This is a genomic window from Pseudomonas sp. D1-36 (genome assembly GCF_051132205.1).
Classification (GTDB): Bacteria; Pseudomonadota; Gammaproteobacteria; order Pseudomonadales; family Pseudomonadaceae; genus Aquipseudomonas.
The window spans coordinates 3,629,477-3,647,507 of record NZ_CP071674.1; the positions used below are offsets into that span (position 1 = coordinate 3,629,477).

Genomic DNA, 18,031 nt, shown 5'->3' on the forward strand with positions numbered 1-18,031 from the left:
CAGTGACAGATGGGCTCATTGGCTACGCGATGGGCTATAATCCGCTCACCCACGTGATTCGAGGTCCAACCCCATGGGCACTGTCAGCCTTGAAACAAAGAAGGCCTACGCAGCCAGGACTCGTAGGTCCAACTACGCAGCGAGCCTGCGCCTGGAGGGCTTCAAGGTGTCTTTCGAGGACGGCGAACGCAAGCTGCCATCCCGTGAAGACGTGTTGAAGACCTTCACCAAGACCCGAGCCTGATGCCCGACAAATATGGCGTCGGCGAGGACGCCTACTGCTATCCCGGCTCCACGGTCCTGCGCAACAAACTCGATATCCACGACGAACCCACCCTGGGCGAAGCCGAACAACAGCTTTCGGCGATCGCGGCGAGCAGTGTTGAATTCAACCCGCCCCCTTACAGCCTGGCTTACCTTCAGAACATCCATCACGCATTGTTCGCAGACCTGTTCGAATGGGCCGGACAGCTGCGGACCGTTGGCATGGCCAAGCAGGACACTCGCTTCTGCCAACCGGAATACATGGAGAAGGAAGCCGAAAAGATTTTCGCCCGCATAGCGGCAGCGAATTGGTTCGAAGCAATGGGCCGGGATGAACTCATAGTCGCCGTGGCGGACGCCTACTCCGATATCAACGTCATCCATCCCTTTCGTGAAGGCAACGGCCGCGCCCAACGCATCCTGTTTGAGCACCTCATCATGAATGTCGGGTTCGAAATAAGTTGGTGGGGAATCGAAAAAGACGAATGGATCAATGCCAATATCGCGGCTTATAACTGCGTGCTCGATCCCATGGAAACCGTTTTCAAGAAGTGTATTGGACAGCCGATACAATCTCGACCATAAGTTACCTGCGCTCTTTGCTTAAGCGATACATTCCGTGCCAGCCAACCCTGCCGAAAGACGATGTATGAACCAGACCGCCTCGTTCCCCCCGAATGAACGAGGCCGAGACTTTGTCGTGGGCGACGTCCACGGGCATTTCAAGCTTCTGGAAAGGGCCTTGGTGAAACTCGAGTTCAATACCGAAGTAGACCGGGTTTTTTCCGTGGGGGACCTCATCGATCGCGGTCCCGACTCAGAGGACGTATTGAATTGGCTTGGGCAACCCTGGTTTCATGCGGTACGCGGCAACCATGAGCAAATGGTTATCGATGGTATCTGCGGCCACGGAGACAGACACAGGCACATCCGCAACGGCGGCGCCTGGCTCTATGAGTTGAGCCCGACCACCCAGGAGCAACTTCTAGCAGCGTTTCAGCAACTTCCGATCATTATCGAAGTTAAGTTATCCGACGATAAAACAGTTGGGATAGTACATGCCCAAGCGCCAGCTGTCGGGCTTGAAAATGAATGGCAGAATGCGAAGGAAGCCATTACCGGAACGCGAGGAAAGCAGTCCGAACAACAAGCCTTGGCGCAAGCCCTTTATGCCCGGGACAAAATCGAACAGCAGGACCCGACTCCAATCAAAGGCATCCACGAAGTTTATGTCGGACATTCATCAGTCCCGCGCGTCACCCGCCTCGGCAATGTTGTCTACATGGATACTGGCTGCTCCTTTTCCGACGGAGCACTGAGCCTCATGGAAATCGGCAGCCAATCGGTTTTCAGCATAGGGATGACGCAGTGAATGGGTGGGCTGCCTAGTCCGGGGTGAATGCATTCGCTGCCGTCCCATACCTGATAAACTGTGCGGCCTCCGCATTTGCCTCCAGATTCCCATGCCTCTTCAAGAAACTTTGCGACAGTCCGTTTCCCGCCGCTTCAGCGTGGCCCCGATGATGGATTGAACCGATTAGTCACAATGTGCCCAGCTCCGCTTGCTTAAGCCCGCTTTTTTCATTCTACCTGTAGCAAATATTTAGCAACCACAGATTTGTGTCCTCGAATAGCGCAAGAGAGCCTCATAGGGCTGATTTCTATTCACTGTCGAACTTATTGGGAAGGATTTATCTCAAGCAGCTCGCGCCCGAGGCAGGGCAAATGGAACCGGTTCTCCATTTAGAGACGGGGGCGGCCGCCAAGACCGGAAGCAACATACGAGGGGCTCTGGAGATGCTAGGGGAAATGCAGGTTTCATCAAACGAAGTTGGGCTCGACCTAGGGCTCAAGAGTTCGAGTATTTTTTACGAGTCCGCCCGAGGGCCAGCCCGGCAACCGAGCCATTCCCGCTTTCGGTCGGTGGCGCCAAGCAGCGTTCTCATCGTTCACGTAAAATACCCATCCCGCCTGCTGCACAGCTCCAATCCGATTTCGCATGTGTTCTACATCGAATGCCTTCCCGAGGTGATCCTTAAGCCAGCTGCGATTTATGAGGTAGCGACCACATCCCTCGCAGTAAATCTCTTCCACATCACCGTATTTGCCTTTCTTTACTGCTCCCCCCAGCAGATCCTACACGCGCCAAGTCGAATCATTGCCCTTTGCCTTTGCCCTTTGCCCTTGTGATTTCCCCCAGGACCGTGACGCCGACGCGCGGCGGCCGGCTACAACTGCATCGGCATGTCAGAAACGCTGCTGCACAGGCAAAGGGCCGGGTGCTTAGAGCTGCTCTAACGGCTTCTCAAAACAAGCTCCCGAGGTCTAAGAATCGCTGTAGCATTGACTTGAATCACTGATAGCATGACTCACGTCCCGTCATGATTAAGAGTGCCGAAAGCGACGCACCTTTTGACGGGTGCGCTAAGCTCGGTTGAATTTTCCTTTATTCGCTTTGGGCTTGAGGATGTCAACGTGGATACCCTCGTGGTACTCAGATCGTCAGCCACTCCGAGACAAATATGATCGTAAATCGTAAAGAGATGGGGATCATCGGCGGAGAAGTACTGATCGTCGAGGATGATCAAACGCTGCGCGTTCTGATGGTCGAAATTTTGGAAGACATCGGAGCCAAAACCAAAGCGTTCGAAACGGCTGATGAAGCCTTGATATATCTGCTTCAGTCTCCATTCCACTGCTGTCTGGTAATCGTGGATTATGGTGTTCCGGGGCAAATCAATGGTATGGACTTCATCAGTATGGTGAAAAAAAAATGGCCGTCGACTGGTTCGATACTGACATCCGGATATTCGTTTCTTCCTGAAACGGTACCTGGCGCAACGTTTTATTTGCAAAAGCCTTGGTCCATAAGCGACTTAATAGCCTCCATCAGGGCTGTCCTCAGCGATGATTCGTAAAACTATGTCTGGTGGGCTCTGGTGGGTGTTTAGAGACAATAGGAATTGGGGCTTATGTGCTAGGGCCCCCTGGCTTTCTCGCCAGAACGCGACGACTGGTATCGGAATCACTACGAGAATTCATTCAGTGCTTCGCGTCGATTGCAACGACTCGAGGCTCTTGGGTGGTTCGAGCCCCTTTTACCCGGTGGTCAGCGCCGCCAAGCGAAGTCAGACCTGATGACCGTCTGGCTGGTTTATCGCGATTGATATACAACGCGAAGTTAGCTGGCCGATAACGCCCTGAATCTAACTGGAGCTGACGATGCCCCACCGCACCCCAAAACTTCTCATAGCAGCCGCTACGGCCACACTGGTCATGTCCATCACTGCTGCAGTGGGTCCGATTACGCTGTTTTGGACAAACCAAACGCGTAACGAACGTAACCAAGTTGAACAGCAGCTGGACAGCATTCGTACGGTGCAAGGCTTGCTCGTGGACGCGGAAACAGGCGAGCGCGGCTATGTGTTGACTGGGATAGAGACATTTCTTCAGCCTTATTACTTAGCCACATCGCAGCTTCCGGGCGCTCTCAAGAACCTTCGGAAAAACTATCTGAATGATCCTCCCGACGAAATAAGTCAAGTGGAAGACTTCATAGAGCAGACCGAGTCAAAAATCGACCACCTGAACATGGTGATAAAGTTGCGCAGTACCCAAGGTGCCGCAGCGGCGATCGCAGAAATCGCTACCGGGAACGGAAAGAGACTTATGGATCAGGTACGCAATCTAGCAGGCGAGCTGATTCAAGCGGAAGGTGAGGAAGTGGCCATTCTGGACAACCAGCTCAATGCGAACCTGCGTTGGGCCGTTGCCATCTCTATCGCAAGCTTCTTGCTTACGCTGGTGCTGAGCCGTTTTATTTACGTGTCCATGCGTCAGACCATAAAACGCCAGGCCGAATCGACTACTACCGCGCTTTCTTCGACCACCCAACTTGGCAAAAGCCTGAGAAATCTTGAACAACGGAACGCGCAAATAGGCTTGCTCGCAGAAATGGCCCGCCTCCTGCAAACCGAGATGAGCCAGGAGGAAACGCTTCAGTTGGCAAGTTCCTATTGCCAAGAACTACTGGAGGGCACCAGTGGAACGCTGTACCTGTACCGCAATTCAGCTGATGCTCTGCAATCTTCGGCAAGTTGGGGCCAGGTCAGGACTCAACCAGACGATCTAATGACCCCAGAAGACTGCTGGGCCATACGTCGAGGTCATTCGCATGTGGTTGAGAAGCCGCATGAGCTGCGATGCGCTCATTACTCGAATACCAAAGCGTTTAGCGATGACCAAATTCACTGGTGCCTGCCACTTATAGCTTACGGAGAAACACTAGGGCTTTTGTATATCCAGCATGCTGACTCAAAAGCTGATAAAGACGTCAGCCGTCAGTTTGCGGAAGCAGCTGCGGAGCAGACCGCGCTAGCACTGGCGAACGGTAAAATGCGTCAGGTTCTGCAGATCCAGTCTATCAAAGATCCACTGACTGGGCTGTATAACCGCCGCTTCATGGAAGAGACTCTCAAGCGCGAGCTATCCAAGGTCGCCCGAGACGCAGTCGACCTGAGCGTCATCATGCTTGACCTGGACAACTTCAAAAAACTGAATGACTTGCATGGCCACTCCGCAGGTGACGCGGTGCTGCGAAACACCGCATCATTGATCATCAGCGCTATAAGAGCAACCGACGTTGCCTGCCGCTTTGGTGGAGAAGAGCTGATGGTCATCCTGCCGGACTGTTCTCTTGATGATGCCCTCTTGCGAGCCGAATCCATCCGCGCTTCGCTGGAAAGCATGAGCCCTACGGACGGAACACAGACGTACAGCGTTACTGCATCATTTGGCGTGGCCTCAGCAACGCGTAACGGGATTAATCAAGCCGAGTTAATCAAAGCGGCGGATGCCGCACTGTATAGAGCCAAGCGAGGGGGCAAAAACCGGGTTGCGTCCTAGTGGCGTTCGACTTCATACAGGCCGCCGATCAAGTGCAGAGCCTGTTCGACCAAATCGCTATTTTTGGTGACGCGCAAGTCCTAAAGCTTGCGCTGAGCGGGGCCACACACGCTGGAATTCTGACGTGGCTCGGCTGGTGCGCCCGGCGGGTTGGTGGCCTTCTTAGGTTTACTAACTGGGCAGAGATGGGTCAGCTGTGGTTGCAGCAAACGTGAGGGGCGCCCTGGCTACGTTCGATTAAAACGAGCAGTTATCAAGATGGCTCTGACTGTTTTGACGGCACCGGATCGTCATCCCGTTCAGCGGACCTGAGCTTCCCAGGGATCCAATATGCATCTCTAATTTCATCTAGAGCCTTCCATGGTTCATGTCCAAACAGAGCATTTGGACAGTCCGGCTGGTGGGTAAATATGCGGTTTCTGTCTAGCTCAGACTGCTCCACGCCGCACCTCTTGCATTTCACTGCTCGATTTTGCAAAGCCCATTTTTCGTGCCAAGCGATGAGTATTTCAAGGGGCGTCACTTCTTTCCGCTCCACCAAACCTGTACAAACAATAAATTATGTACAACTCTTCCGCGTGTCAAGGTGTTTTACCCGAACCCCAACGGTGCGATTCCGGCACTACTCAAGGATGGGAATGATCCCGCGTGGGTGCGATGGGGCCGGCGCCGAGAGGAAACCGGCACAGGCCCATCGGATGGTTTTGGCGAGTTGTAGACCGTAGAGGGCCAAAAAGTCATCCCGAAGCGTGTGGTAGGTCTCGTCAGCGATACATGACGAAAGATGAAGTACGGGTCACACATTGATTTGATATGAATGAGGGCTACGGGTTGGAGGGCTTGATGCTAGGCGATAAAAACCGACACGTGTACTCAAAGAGCGGATGCCTTATTACCGTGGCTTCGAGGACGTCATATGGGGGCGCGTTTGTGAGCGCTTTGGCTTGGAGATTGACCTCCCCCCAAGCGTACATCAAGCCGACCTGATCGCCCTGGCCACCGAACGCCGCGACCTGATGCCACCCGACCCGGCCACCTGGGATCGCCTTGTCGGCATCGAACCCGCGCCCGAACGCATCCGGCCGTGGTCACCCACCGAAGCCCGGCTCACCTACCACCAACGACTGATGGACCAACTCGCTATCGAACACCGGAGGAAAGCGGCATGAAGCAGGAACAGAACAACACCCAACCCCAGGCCGCTTTGCTCCGCAGCGCTAGCAGGGTCGACGCGCCTGTAAAAAACAGTCTCTGCTGCGTAGCAGCAGGCATTACTGCTTCATTCCAAACCGCCGCAGAAGCACCTATACCCCACGAAAGGCTGCGCCGGGCAGCGCCAAATGATTTAACGCTAAACGCACTGGGAATACTGCCGGCGCAGCCTGTGGAGGCGTACGCTCCAAGCTTGGAAATTCGGGAGGGGATATGAACACGCTTTTTTTGTTGATGGCCCAGTATGAAGGCCGTGCGGTGATTCCTCTCGATCGCGTGTGTGCTGACTATATGAATTTGACTGTGGAAAAATTTAAACACAAGAGACTGGCAGGCGAGATTGACATACCTATCGTGCGCCTTGGACCCGAAAGTCAAAAAGCAGGGCTCGGGATCCATTTGAGAGATTTAGCTGAGTACATTGATCGACAACACGCAAGGGCCACTATCGAGCAAAATCGACTAATGGGAAGGAGATCATGACCTGTATCAAAGCTCCGCTGTCCTCAGCCAAAGGTGCTAACATGCGCGGTCGAAAATCTGTTGACCTCAGCTGTGAGCCCGCCAGCCCCATGATCGATGGTTTGCTAAAAAAGCAATGCCTGTATACCTGTGAGTTAAAATTGGAATCAAACATGAACGAACCTGTTGTCATCGATCTTTTCTCCGGTGTCGGTGGCCTTAGCCTTGGAGCATCTAGAGCAGGTTTTCATGTTGCAGGTGCATTCGAAATCGATAAGTATGCAATAGAAACTCACGCCATTAACTTCCCGTTCGCAAACCACATTCAAGCCGATATCGGATCGATGACCGGTAAGGAAGTTCTTGAACGCTCAGGTTTAAAGGAGGGGATGCTCGACGGGCTTATTGGAGGCCCTCCTTGCCAAGGTTTCAGTACCATGGGCAAGCGCGACGACGCCGACCCTAGAAATCAACTATTTTATCATTTCTTTAGGTTGATCAAAGAAACCAAGCCAAAATTCTTCATTGCGGAGAACGTGCCAGGTATCTTAACAGAGAAATATAAGGCGCACGTTGAAAACGCTCTAAGCCTTGTAAGAAACGATTATACTTTACTTCCACCAATCAAGGTCAAGGCTGATCGATATGGAGCCCCTACAACTAGAACACGTATATTTTTCATTGGCTTCAGGCCCAATGAATTTACGCGTGAGCTTAGCCCAGAACTATTCGCCCCCAATCCCACCGCCTCATTAGTTAATGTGAAAACCGCGCTAGAGGGACTTCCGACGCTTATCCGTTCTGACTGGCAAGCCGAAGAGCAATCTTGGCGCAGAGCAACATCTCTCGCTGAAAATACTTTTCTCAAAGCGCTTAATGGAAAAATCCCAACGGGAATAGGTTCTATAAGAGCTGTTGAGCTGTTAATGGAAAAACAACTTGTCTCTGGATGCTTTGGTACTCGACATATCCCTGAGGTAGTTAGACGCTTCGCTCGCCTGAAGGCGGGAGAAGTTGATTCTGTATCAAAAGCAAAGAGACTTGACCCGGAAGGATTTTGCCCTACTCTGAGAGCTGGCACAGGTAGCGACAAAGGCAGCTTTCAAGCCGTCCGCCCTATCCACATGACATCTCCCAGAGTGATAACTCCCCGCGAAGCAGCTCGCTTGCAGGGCTTTCCCGACTGGTTTCAGTTCCATCCAACCAAATGGCATAGCTTCCGACAAATTGGAAACAGCGTAAGCCCAATAGTTGGCGAACATATTCTTAGCTCAGTATATAGTTGCTTATAGAACGACTCTTGAATACCAGGGAAACATCCTATAAAAATTCACAAAGTTACTCATTTCCTCCTGAGCGACCCGCTCAGTTGAAGCAGTGTAGAAGTCTAGAGCATTCTGAATATCTTCTACACCTGCTTCTGGCAACATCGACTCTATATGCACACGTTCCTTAGCTGACAGAACCGGCACACTTATACTTTTCGGAGCTAAACAATCCGCATTAAAAAAACTCCAGAAAGGGAGTCGTGACTGCTCAAGAAACCGTTCGATTTCATCCCTATGCAGCAACACCCCTGTCACCGTAAGCATTTGTTGTCCATCGCTGTAAACAAACGCTGCGAGAGGCTGCAAAACAATACTGGGGTCACCAGCCAAACCATGCTTAACAGCCGACATAATCGCCGCGAGCAAAGTTTTAGGATAGTTTTTTGTAGCGACTGAATCGGCTGTGACTTCTGCAGGTCCATAGGACGACAGTCTATTTGCAAGAACTTCAGCTCGATACTCCAACATTTTGGAACGATCTTGCGGTTCACCTAGTGCCGTTGGACTCGCGTTCACCGTTATTTTGAAAATATCACCGTGCCCAAGCTTCTCAACGAGCCTTTGGGTCTCTGTAAGCTGACTGGTAATGTCCGTAGTGGCATAATCAAACCAGACTATATTGCCAGCCTCATTATCAAACTCGTAATTATTTAAAAAATCACCACTTGATTCATTTCTCAACGATATGCAAGAAATCGGCCGATTGAACATCTGTCGCTTGTAAACATTCGGATCCATTTCCAACGAAATCATTTTGGATATCCTAAGCGCAGAATGCAGGTGCTTAAAATCCTCCAAGAACGGGCCACCAAAACCAATATAACTGTAGTTTGATATATTTACGTAACGACCTACTCTAGACAACAAGTCTACAAATAGATTGCGCTCGATAGCTTTATTCTGACGCAAATGGTAAGCAATACTTCCGCCCTGACTCATGGATTAGATCCCCTTCAGAACTTCATCAAAGCATTTAGCACCAATCTCACCTGGCTGAGCATTTTCATCTCCAAAAAAATGCTCGCCCAATGTTTTAATATCCGATAAAGGCTTGGAAAATCTTAAGAACCGGTATTCTTTCTCAATAGTAGGCATCGGCAATTCAGGCTTGAATTTTTGGCCCTTGATCATGCTTTTCCGGTCCGCTGACCAGCGATTAGAAGGGATGCTTTTCATGATCTCCGACGGTGTGGTCGTCACAGCCGAGACACTTAGATCGGAACGCTCCTTAGATGGACGCTTCCACTTATTGGTATAATCCGTGAAAATCTTCACACCCTCACGCATAAATTCTTTTACTGCAAGGTATAAGTCTGAGTTTCCATCTATACCACGTTTTGTGGTTGTGACAGGCAGAAGAGACGCGTCGTTACATTTGAAGTTCACAACACCTGCAATCGATACAAACTGGGTGTGATATGCGGGTACGCCTGCCTCACCCCAGCCTGTAACTCTGGTTTTGTCTGCATGCAGTACGACACGGTCGTTGCAAATGATTGTCCAACCTGCTTTTTCCGTGGAAGGCTTTCCTGCCAATGAGTCTTCCTCCTCCTGATCTGAAGGGAGATCTCTATAAAAACCGACTGCCAGCTCGATTGCAACGCCATTGTAATTACCTTGGTAAACAAAGGGGGCAATACCAGAACCCGACGCTAAAGCATTTTCACCCAAAATAAAGCTTGAGGTTGTCGGAGCAACTCTCTCACCATTCACATAAACATTGAAACCCTTAGTTATTATGTGACCATAATATGCAGAGATTGCTTTTTTTAGATCAACCTCAAAACCCGTCTGATTGGAAAATAATCGGGGAATACCATCGTTCAGTTCTGTTACCGTAATCTTTGTGCCTTTAGCTTCATCCGGTTGAACTTCCTCTATGGGAAGATTCCAGTTGAAGTCATCTGCCAACCATGCGGCATCAATTGTAACTTTATATGCAGCATCTCTAGCGCTTGTCTCGACGGTAGACTGCCGGCCCAGCTTGAATATTGCCCGTTTCATGCCGATACCATAGACGCCAACTGTTGGGACGTCTTTGTCAGTATCGCGATCAGGTCTACCTAGACGGAACGCACGCTCAAGCGCAACCTCTCGAGGGATGCCGCCGCAATTATCAAATATCGAGAAATGATTTTCATCGAAAGTGATTTTAGCTTCAAATCCTTTATAAGGAACTGGATGGTTCAGTTCGGTGCGCTTCTCTCGCATAGCACCGTCGACACAGTTATCAAGGAGATCAAGGATTGAATCCTTCAACTCGATATCTCGCGTCAACATTTCTACGAAAAAACGTTTTGCAGGATGAGCGTTAACATGATCAGTCATTAAAAATTCCTTTTTTATCACTTTAAAGCATATATGCATAAGGCATGATGTCAAAATGCCAAATTAGCAGTAGTTTTGCTAGCGAAGATTTATACGGTCAGCTAGCAATATCGGTAACCAGTGCCATGCAGCATATCTGTTTCCACGCCCTCGGAGATGCGTGTACCTCCGTAGTGAGTTCCAGTCAGTCCCGGTGTCCAGAGACGCTCGACACCCTTGGAATATCCCAGTCCATCTCAAACAACCGACTCACCCCTTCATGCCGGAGATCATGGAAATGAAGGTCTTCGATACCCAGCATCGGGCAAGCCCTCGTGAAGGAAGCTGACACTGACTTACCGTTAAAGGGGAAGATCTCTCGCTTGACTTTGGGCATCGACTTCAGGATCGCCCATGCCTCATCGGGCAAGTGGCACCAAACATCATTACCTAGCTTCTGGCCAGGATTCTTCATGTCTCGAACGAGCACCGCCTGCCGGGATTCGTCAAGATCCTCCCAGCGTATCCGTGTGATTTCCTCCTGCCGGCGTGTAGAAAAGAGCGCGAAAGCAATTATTTTTGGCATGGGAATAGAGTTATTACCCCGTGTTTGCATGTCAAAGTAATGCTCCATCAGCTTGTCCAGCTCATCGAGAGTAGGCCGGCGATTACGCTCTTTGCTCTTGGTGACCATTCCGAGCTTACGCAACACCTTTCTAGCGTCAGTCATGGCAAGCGGATCTATCTCATACCCCCAGGCCGGCCGAGCGACCGAGAGGACCGCTCCTAGGTGCGATAGATCATTACCGACCGTCTGCGCCTGGACACCGCCCCCCTCCTCGCTCATCCGCCATTGAGCAAACTCCACAAGCTTTTGACTGTTCAACGCAGAATCATCGACCTCACCCAGCCACGTCTCCTTGATCGCCGTCAGGGTTGCTCGCTTGGTTTTCCCCAGCGGCCGGATCTTCTCGTACTCGTCCAGGTACTGATCGATCATCTTCTTGATCGTCACCCCTTTCCGGTTCGCACGTTCGATAGCACCAGGCGCGGCCAGCTCCGTCTCCCGCCGCTTGATCCATGCCTGAGCCGCCTGCTTCCGGTCGAAGGTTTGGCTTTCCTGATAAACTGTCTTCCCGTCCCGATTGATCCGTATCTGCGCCGTGTAGGCCGTTGAATTGTCCTTGCGCTTGCGTGATGTGATCGTGCCCATATCCAGTTGCTACATTGCCGAGACCGGTTGCTACAGTGTAGCAACCGCTATCCAAAAACAAGGAAAAATGGGTAAAAACCGCTGTATAAAAGATCAGTATCAATGAATTTAGAAAAACCCGAAGCGCCTGTAAACACTGGATTACCCCGCCAAGAGCCGTCCCGCCGCTTCAGCGTGGCCCCGATGATGGATTGGACCGACGCCCACTGTCGCTTCTTCCTACGCATCCTCTCCAAGCACGCCCTGCTTTACACCGAAATGGTCACCACCGGTGCCTTGCTCAACGGCGACCACGAACGCTTCCTGCGCCACCATGAAACCGAGCATCCCCTGGCCCTGCAACTGGGCGGCAGCGTCCCCGGCGACTTGGCGGCCTGCGCCCGAATGGCCCAGGAACATGGCTACGACGAGGTGAATCTCAACGTCGGCTGCCCGAGCGATCGGGTGCAGAACAACATGATCGGCGCCTGCTTGATGGGGCATCCGGAATTGGTGGCCGATTGCGTGAAAGCGATGCGCGACGCCGTGTCGATTCCGGTGACGGTCAAGCATCGGATCGGGATCAATGGTCGCGACAGTTATGAGCAATTGTGCGAGTTCGTCGGGACCGTGCGTGACGCCGGTTGCAACAGTTTTACCGTGCATGCGCGGATTGCGATCCTGGAGGGGTTGTCGCCGAAGGAGAATCGCGACATTCCGCCATTGCGCTATGACGTGGTGGCCCGATTGAAAGCGGACTTCCCTGAGCTGGAGATCGTACTCAACGGTGGAATCAAGACACTGGAGGCCTGCCACGAACATCTGCAAACGTTCGATGGTGTCATGCTGGGCCGCGAGGCGTACCACAACCCGTATCTGCTGGCCGAAGTGGACCAACAGTTGTTCGGCAGCACTGCGCCGCTCATTACTCGTGCCGAGGCCTTGGCACAGCTGCGGCCTTATATTGCCGATCACTTGGCACAAGGCGGTGCCATGCACCACATCACCCGTCACGTGCTGGGGCTGGGCACTGGGTTCCCGGGCGCGCGGCGGTTCCGGCAGTTGTTGTCGGTGGATATCCACAAGACCAAGGATCCGTTGGCCTTGCTCGATCAGGCGGGCCAGTTGCTGGAAGGGCGTTAACCATCACTTGCTTTGAACCTGCGCGCTGTTTTGGCATCGTATCTACCGGTAGTTGCCCCGGCCTTTCAAACACCCGTTTTCAGGTTGTTGCCGCTGGGGCCATCGATACCTCTTCACGCCCTTGAGTGGCTGCCGGCCCTCGGGTAATGTCAACGGACCCATAGGACAGAGCACGCTCATGACTTCCAAGCTGGAACAACTCAAGCAGTTCACCACCGTCGTGGCCGATACGGGCGACTTCGAAGCCATCGCCCGCATCAAACCCGTCGACGCCACCACCAACCCATCCCTGCTGCTCAAGGCTTCGGCCATCCACGGTTATGCCGAGCTGCTGAACGCTTGCGTGGCGGACTGCAAGGGCGACGTGGGCCTGGCCAGCGACCGCTTTGGTGTTGCGGTGGGCCAGGAAATCCTGAAAGTGATTCCGGGGCGCATTTCCACCGAAGTGGATGCACGCCTTTCGTTCGATACCGAAGCCATGCTCAAGCGCGCGCATCGGCTGGTCGATCTGTACGAAAAGGCCGGCGTTGGCCGTGACCGCGTGCTGATCAAGATCGCTTCGACCTGGGAAGGCATCCGCGCTGCCGAGAAACTGGAGCGCGAAGGCATCCAGTGCAACCTGACCCTGCTGTTCTCCTTCGCCCAGGCCGCTGCCTGTGCAGATGCCGGGGTTTTCCTGATCTCGCCGTTCGTGGGCCGTATCTACGATTGGTACAAGAAGGCCAACGGCAACGACTACACCGGCGCCGATGATCCGGGCGTGCAGTCCGTGACGCGCATCTATAACTATTACAAGGCCAATGACTACAAGACCGTGGTTATGGGCGCGAGCTTCCGCAACCTCAACCAGATCGAGCAATTGGCCGGTTGCGATCGCTTGACTGTCAGCCCTGAGCTGCTGGAGAAACTGGCCGCCGACGAAGGCAAGCTGGAGCGCAAACTGGCACCTGGGCAAGCTGGAGAAGCTCGCCTGAGCCTCAATGAGCCCCAGTTCCGCTGGTTGTCCAACGAAGACGCCATGGCGACCGAGAAACTGGCTGAAGGCATCCGTCAGTTCGCTCGTGACCAGGAGAAGCTGGAAGCGTTGCTGCAAGCCAAGCTTTGAGCTGATTCGCAAGGCATGCAAAAGGGCGAACCCTGATGGGTTCGCCCTTTTTTATGCGGCTCGGCCTGAGAAATCTGGCGTCTGACCAGGCCATTCGCAAGCAGGCTCGCGAAAGCGTCAGTCCGGCCTACGCAGGCTCAAGAATCAAGGCCGCTCCAGCGCATTCACCAAGTCATGGAACGCTTCGCGATTGGAGTCGTTCAGCCCCATGAGGATCTTGTGGGCTTCGAGTACCTTGATCCGCACTTCGTCCTCGGATTGGTCCTGGTCAGGCAGGTCGTCCAGGCAATCGGGGCATGGCACCGGATCGCCGACGATGTTGAACACCTGGTCGAAACCCATCGATTGCAGAAGACGGGTGATGTCGTTGTGGGTAGTGACGACAGTCGGCAGCAGGCCGACTTTCTGCCGCGACAGTATCGACAGCTTGGCCAGTAGGCCCAGCGTAGTGCTGTCGATGCTGCGGGTTTCGGTCAGGTCGATCACGATGGCGCTGAAATTCAGCGCGGTGAAGATCTTTTCTATTGTCGCATCCAGCGCCGAACACAAGGTCAGGCGCACCTCACCGACAAACTTCAGGACAAAAGTGCCGTCCTGCTCGGCGAACTGGATTCTACCGGTACTCATCAAAGGTTCCTGCTCAACACTAACAGGGCGATATCATCCGGCATCTCCCCTAGCGTGGCTAATCCAAACACTTGCCGCAGGCCTTCCAGGCTGCCGCCCGCTGCACTCACCCGCTCGGGCAAGGCCGCTTCTTTCTCTTTGAGTGTAGGCTCTGACAAAAGGTCCAGAATGCCATCAGACATCAGCGTCAGGCTGAATGTCGGTGGCAGCTCCAATACGTGGTCCTCATAGGTCGCCTCGTTGAACAGGCCTACCGGCAAACCACGCCCTTCCAGGTAACGAACACTGTCTGGTGTATATAACACAGGCAACGGCAGGTGACCGCCGATGCTATAGGTCAACAAACCAGTCTCCTCGTCGATGACTCCACCGACCATCGTGACGTGCTTGCCCAGCTTACAACTGATCAGGCCCCGGTTGATATGCCCAAGGACCTCCGAAGGCTTGAATTCCGGCAATGTACCGTTGCGCTTGGATTCGAACAGCAGGCGCGTGGTCATGAACTTCAGCAACACCGTGACGAACGCCGACGAAGCACCGTGCCCGGAAACGTCCGCTAGGTAGAACGCCACGCGACGCTCATCTACACGAAAATAATCGACGAAGTCCCCCGACAGGTACAACGACGGGATGATCTGATGGGCAAAACGGAAACCATCGACCGTCCAGGGGCTCACCGGCAGCATGTTCATTTGCACCTGGCGCCCGGCGTTCTGGTCCTCTTGCAACAGGTTCAGGCTGGCTTCGAGCTCGCGATTGGCGGTCTCCAGCTTTTCCCTGTAGCGCTGGTTCTCCACCAGCAGTCGCGAGCGATCCAGGGCTCGGCGCACCGAGTGCTCAAGCACCGCGAGGTCTTCGAGGGGCTTGATCAGGTAGTCCGCCGCGCCCAGGCGCAACGCCTCGACCGCGTCGTTCATCACACCCGCGCCCGAAACGACGATGACCGGGGTCTGCGACGACAGCTCGGTGACCTGGCGAATGAGTTCGAGTCCGCCCATCTGCGGCATGCGCAAGTCGCAGATGACCAGGTCGGGCTTCTCCTGCTCGAATACCTGAAGACCCTGTTGGCCGTTACTGGCCTGCAAGACGCTGAAACTACTGTCTTCCAAGTAGGCCGCGAGACTGGCTCGCACCACTTCGTCATCATCGATTATCAGCAGCGTGGCACTGGTTTTTGGCATGTGGGCAAACGGCGCCAGAATTAGGTTGGCGTAGCGGGCTTGGCGTTGGGCCTGCGCGCACTACTGGATTCGCTTTCTAGCCTCTCTGCCGTACCGGCTTCAGGCCTTCGCCCTACACACGGTTACACCAGAGGTGCCCTTCTAAGGCGCAGACGGTACTCCCATCCGCGGGGCGTTTCAAGCTCATGCGAATCGTCGCTTGCCGTCTTTATTTGTCAAAGCACGGAGAGTTATAAGAACCGAGCGAAGCGTAACTCAATGGAAGGACAAATCTGCGCTTGAACCCTACCAAAGCAAAGAAGGCGGCCATCTGGGCCGCCTCCGCAACTTACAATTGGAAATTAAAAATCATCTTCGACTTGACCATCCTTGACCTTGAATTCGCGGTTTTGCAGGAAGGCATTGCGGATGAACACATACTTGTCGCCGCTGACGAGCTTTTCCGCCGAGAGCAGGCTGGCACGGGTGTCGACGATGTTCAGGCCCCAGATCGAATTGCGGACCGAGACATTATCGATATAAGGGTAAGGGGTGGCGTAGCTGTCGACCCACTTGGCCGGCGCGTCACGCAGGGTACTCGGCCCCAGCAGTGGCAGCATCAGGTACGGTCCGCTGCCCAGCCCCCAATACCCGAGGGTCTGGCCGAAATCTTCGTCGTTACGTTGCAGGCCCATCTTGGTGCCCACGTCGAAAAACCCCAGGAGACCGAACGTGGTATTGAAAATCAAACGGGCTGTGTCGACTCCCGCAGCGGCCGGTTTGGCTTGCAACAGGTCGTTGGCCAGGTTGCCCACGTCACCGATGTTGCGAAACATGTTGTGGATGCCGTCTTCGAGGAATCGCGGCGTCACGTACTGATAACCCTGGGCCAGCGGTTTGAGCGCATAGGTATCAATGGTGTCGTTGAAGGTGAAGATTGGACGGTTGATGCTTTCCCATGGATCTTCTTCCGTGGCGGCCTGGGCGGCAAACGGTACCAGCAGGATACTGGCAGATAGACACAGCTGAGCTAGACGATGGCTCCAGCGCATAGGGAAAACTCCTTGGATTATTCAGGCAAGGGCGCCGAGCCCAGGCGGTAAGGCCGCTAGTATAAGACGGAAAACGTGGATAGGCAGCACTGAAGCAAGAAGCTCGCTGTAGGAATATTCCACAACTAACTCGCATCATGGTGCTGTCACCGGACTGTCATCCGCGCTCGCTAGGCTGCTGGTTATTTCAAGGACGTTCCCATGCCGCGCGCCGAAGCACTGCCCCTCCCTGCCCCCAGCCTTACCGCCGTACTGTTTGGCCTGAGTGGATGCCTGGTGGATTTCGGGGCGCGCGTACGCCAGCCAGGCACCCAGCCATCGGATCATGCCCATCCGACCCCAGGCGCGCTGGAAAGCCTGCAACGCTTGCAGCATCTGGATATCCCCTGCGCCTGGCTCGACGACCTGCCCCCCGCCGTCAGCCATGGCCTGGCGACTTCGTTGCCTGCGTCCATCAAGGCGCCGCAACTTCCCGCAACAAATCAACCTTGGCCGGCGCCGCATGCCTGCTGGCAAGCCCTCATGGCGCTGAACGTCCAACAGTTGGACGGCTGCGTGTTGGTCAGTGGCGAACCCAAGTTGTTGCAGTCCGGGCTCAACGCCGGGTTGTGGACCATTGGACTGGCGTCCTGCGGCTCATTGTGCGGGCTGTCCCCTTCCGAATGGCAAGCCCTGAGCCAGCAGGAACGGGAAATCAAACGGGCCAAGGCCACGGTGCAGCTCTTCAGCCTCGGCGTGCATTCGGTGATCGACCACCTGGGCGAACTGGACACTTGCCTGGCCGACATCAGCCTGCGCAGACAAAAAGGCGAGAAGCCCTGAGCCGGATCATGCAGGGTGCGTGAGTGTGGATTACTCTTAAGGCAGGCCAAGGACCTTTGACGCAGCGTCGCGGTCCATGTCTGTGCCTATCAATAAAGGGAGTACGCCAATGCCTGCCAGCCGGGAATTGCAAGAACAACTCGATACCTTGCGCGAGCAATTGGAACAGGACCCGCCGCTGTCTGAGCCAGATCGCGAACATCTGCACAAGTTGATGGTAGAGATCGAATCTCAGATCGAACTGGAAAACCAGCTTCAGGACAACAACCTGGTCGACGGCGTAAACCTGGCCGTAGAGCGTTTTGAAGTGGAGCACCCAACGATCGCCGGAACACTGCGCAATATCGTCATTACCTTGGGCGGCATGGGGATCTAAACCCTTGAAACGCAGAAAGCCCTGCTATCGCCAGCAGGGCTTTTTAATGTCTACGAATTGAAATGCAATCCCACAA

Annotated in this window: 17 protein-coding genes and 1 pseudogene; 12 read left to right on the plus strand and 6 right to left on the minus strand. The window is 53.8% G+C overall.

Annotated features, from left to right (window positions below; genetic code table 11):
- Positions 1 to 73: 73 nt before the first annotated feature.
- The 8 genes from J3P76_RS16110 (at position 74) to J3P76_RS16145 (ending at position 8,135) form a co-directional block, all read left to right on the plus strand.
- A complete protein-coding gene (locus J3P76_RS16110; protein WP_085987050.1) occupies positions 74 to 244 on the plus strand; it encodes a YhfG family protein in 171 nt (56 codons plus the stop codon).
- Positions 244 to 849, plus strand: coding sequence for a putative adenosine monophosphate-protein transferase Fic (locus tag J3P76_RS16115; RefSeq protein WP_434610606.1), 606 nt, complete (start codon positions 244 to 246; stop codon positions 847 to 849). Before J3P76_RS16110 ends, J3P76_RS16115 begins: the two co-directional genes overlap by 1 nt.
- Positions 850 to 913: 64 nt before the next feature.
- Positions 914 to 1,636, plus strand: coding sequence for a metallophosphoesterase (locus J3P76_RS16120; protein ID WP_434610603.1), 723 nt, complete (start codon positions 914 to 916; stop codon positions 1,634 to 1,636).
- Positions 1,637 to 2,786: 1,150 nt separating this feature from the next.
- Positions 2,787 to 3,182 (plus strand): response regulator, encoded by a 396-nt coding sequence (locus tag J3P76_RS16125; RefSeq protein ID WP_434700963.1) that lies wholly within the window; start codon positions 2,787 to 2,789, stop codon positions 3,180 to 3,182.
- 304 nt (positions 3,183 to 3,486) lie between these two features.
- Entirely contained in the window at positions 3,487 to 5,169 is a 1,683-nt protein-coding gene (locus J3P76_RS16130; RefSeq protein WP_434700964.1) for a diguanylate cyclase, read from the plus strand.
- An 884-nt stretch (positions 5,170 to 6,053) separates the two neighbouring features.
- Positions 6,054 to 6,338, plus strand: a complete 285-nt coding sequence (locus tag J3P76_RS16135; RefSeq protein WP_434700965.1) for a hypothetical protein — start codon at positions 6,054 to 6,056, stop codon at positions 6,336 to 6,338.
- Between the two features lie 256 nt (positions 6,339 to 6,594).
- Complete coding sequence (locus tag J3P76_RS16140; protein WP_434700966.1) at positions 6,595 to 6,864, plus strand: pyocin activator PrtN family protein; 270 nt, start codon at positions 6,595 to 6,597, stop codon at positions 6,862 to 6,864.
- Positions 6,861 to 8,135 (plus strand): DNA cytosine methyltransferase, encoded by a 1,275-nt coding sequence (locus J3P76_RS16145; protein ID WP_434700967.1) that lies wholly within the window; start codon positions 6,861 to 6,863, stop codon positions 8,133 to 8,135. Before J3P76_RS16140 ends, J3P76_RS16145 begins: the two co-directional genes overlap by 4 nt.
- Here J3P76_RS16145 and J3P76_RS16150 read toward each other — a convergent pair.
- The 3 genes and pseudogenes from J3P76_RS16150 to J3P76_RS16160 form a co-directional block, all read right to left on the minus strand.
- Positions 8,130 to 9,110 carry an O-methyltransferase gene (locus J3P76_RS16150; RefSeq protein ID WP_434700969.1) on the minus strand — a complete coding sequence of 327 codons (981 nt, stop codon included), beginning with the start codon at positions 9,108 to 9,110 and terminating at the stop codon, positions 8,130 to 8,132. The genes J3P76_RS16145 and J3P76_RS16150 overlap by 6 nt on opposite strands.
- Before the next feature lie 3 nt (positions 9,111 to 9,113).
- Positions 9,114 to 10,499: an ATP-binding protein gene (locus tag J3P76_RS16155; protein WP_434700970.1), complete on the minus strand. Its 1,386-nt coding sequence runs from the start codon at positions 10,497 to 10,499 to the stop codon at positions 9,114 to 9,116.
- A gap of 78 nt (positions 10,500 to 10,577) precedes the next feature.
- A pseudogene (locus J3P76_RS16160) lies at positions 10,578 to 11,691 on the minus strand (tyrosine-type recombinase/integrase).
- Positions 11,692 to 11,793: 102 nt separating this feature from the next.
- Between J3P76_RS16160 and dusA the strand changes: the two are divergent.
- Together dusA and tal are read left to right on the plus strand one after the other, a co-directional pair.
- The gene (dusA, locus tag J3P76_RS16165; protein ID WP_434700971.1) at positions 11,794 to 12,813 is read left to right on the plus strand and encodes a tRNA dihydrouridine(20/20a) synthase DusA; all 1,020 of its coding nucleotides are present in this window, start codon (positions 11,794 to 11,796) and stop codon (positions 12,811 to 12,813) included.
- 178 nt (positions 12,814 to 12,991) lie between these two features.
- Positions 12,992 to 13,918, plus strand: coding sequence for a transaldolase (gene tal / locus J3P76_RS16170; protein ID WP_420764661.1), 927 nt, complete (start codon positions 12,992 to 12,994; stop codon positions 13,916 to 13,918).
- Between the two features lie 144 nt (positions 13,919 to 14,062).
- Here the strand turns inward: tal and rssC are convergent, their stop codons facing one another.
- The 3 genes from rssC to J3P76_RS16185 all read right to left on the minus strand — a co-directional run bounded on the left by rssC (position 14,063) and on the right by J3P76_RS16185 (position 16,757).
- Positions 14,063 to 14,545 (minus strand): anti-sigma factor antagonist RssC, encoded by a 483-nt coding sequence (gene rssC / locus J3P76_RS16175; RefSeq protein WP_434700972.1) that lies wholly within the window; start codon positions 14,543 to 14,545, stop codon positions 14,063 to 14,065.
- Positions 14,545 to 15,726 carry a two-component system response regulator RssB gene (rssB, locus tag J3P76_RS16180; RefSeq protein WP_434700973.1) on the minus strand — a complete coding sequence of 394 codons (1,182 nt, stop codon included), beginning with the start codon at positions 15,724 to 15,726 and terminating at the stop codon, positions 14,545 to 14,547. The genes rssC and rssB overlap by 1 nt, the downstream gene beginning before the upstream one ends.
- 341 nt (positions 15,727 to 16,067) lie before the next feature.
- A complete protein-coding gene (locus tag J3P76_RS16185; protein WP_420764663.1) occupies positions 16,068 to 16,757 on the minus strand; it encodes an MlaA family lipoprotein in 690 nt (229 codons plus the stop codon).
- A 201-nt stretch (positions 16,758 to 16,958) separates the two neighbouring features.
- On the opposite strand from J3P76_RS16185, the gene J3P76_RS16190 reads away from it, so the two are divergent.
- Together J3P76_RS16190 and J3P76_RS16195 are read left to right on the plus strand one after the other, a co-directional pair.
- Positions 16,959 to 17,579, plus strand: a complete 621-nt coding sequence (locus J3P76_RS16190; protein ID WP_420764664.1) for an HAD family phosphatase — start codon at positions 16,959 to 16,961, stop codon at positions 17,577 to 17,579.
- A gap of 109 nt (positions 17,580 to 17,688) precedes the next feature.
- Positions 17,689 to 17,955, plus strand: a complete 267-nt coding sequence (locus tag J3P76_RS16195; RefSeq protein WP_434700974.1) for a DUF4404 family protein — start codon at positions 17,689 to 17,691, stop codon at positions 17,953 to 17,955.
- Positions 17,956 to 18,031: the final 76 nt, after the last annotated feature.

Coding starts and splice junctions, on each gene's coding strand:
- J3P76_RS16185 (WP_420764663.1), bottom strand. CDS start 16,757: ATGCGCTGGAGCCATCGTCTAGCTCAGCTGTGTCTATCTGCCAGTATC.
- J3P76_RS16155 (WP_434700970.1), bottom strand. CDS start 10,499: ATGACTGATCATGTTAACGCTCATCCTGCAAAACGTTTTTTCGTAGAA.
- J3P76_RS16190 (WP_420764664.1), top strand. CDS start 16,959: ATGCCGCGCGCCGAAGCACTGCCCCTCCCTGCCCCCAGCCTTACCGCC.
- J3P76_RS16115 (WP_434610606.1), top strand. CDS start 244: ATGCCCGACAAATATGGCGTCGGCGAGGACGCCTACTGCTATCCCGGC.
- J3P76_RS16110 (WP_085987050.1), top strand. CDS start 74: ATGGGCACTGTCAGCCTTGAAACAAAGAAGGCCTACGCAGCCAGGACT.
- J3P76_RS16150 (WP_434700969.1), bottom strand. CDS start 9,110: ATGAGTCAGGGCGGAAGTATTGCTTACCATTTGCGTCAGAATAAAGCT.
- J3P76_RS16120 (WP_434610603.1), top strand. CDS start 914: ATGAACCAGACCGCCTCGTTCCCCCCGAATGAACGAGGCCGAGACTTT.
- J3P76_RS16145 (WP_434700967.1), top strand. CDS start 6,861: ATGACCTGTATCAAAGCTCCGCTGTCCTCAGCCAAAGGTGCTAACATG.
- J3P76_RS16140 (WP_434700966.1), top strand. CDS start 6,595: ATGAACACGCTTTTTTTGTTGATGGCCCAGTATGAAGGCCGTGCGGTG.
- tal (WP_420764661.1), top strand. CDS start 12,992: ATGACTTCCAAGCTGGAACAACTCAAGCAGTTCACCACCGTCGTGGCC.
- J3P76_RS16125 (WP_434700963.1), top strand. CDS start 2,787: ATGATCGTAAATCGTAAAGAGATGGGGATCATCGGCGGAGAAGTACTG.
- dusA (WP_434700971.1), top strand. CDS start 11,794: ATGAATTTAGAAAAACCCGAAGCGCCTGTAAACACTGGATTACCCCGC.
- rssB (WP_434700973.1), bottom strand. CDS start 15,726: ATGCCAAAAACCAGTGCCACGCTGCTGATAATCGATGATGACGAAGTG.
- J3P76_RS16135 (WP_434700965.1), top strand. CDS start 6,054: ATGCCTTATTACCGTGGCTTCGAGGACGTCATATGGGGGCGCGTTTGT.
- J3P76_RS16195 (WP_434700974.1), top strand. CDS start 17,689: ATGCCTGCCAGCCGGGAATTGCAAGAACAACTCGATACCTTGCGCGAG.
- J3P76_RS16130 (WP_434700964.1), top strand. CDS start 3,487: ATGCCCCACCGCACCCCAAAACTTCTCATAGCAGCCGCTACGGCCACA.
- rssC (WP_434700972.1), bottom strand. CDS start 14,545: ATGAGTACCGGTAGAATCCAGTTCGCCGAGCAGGACGGCACTTTTGTC.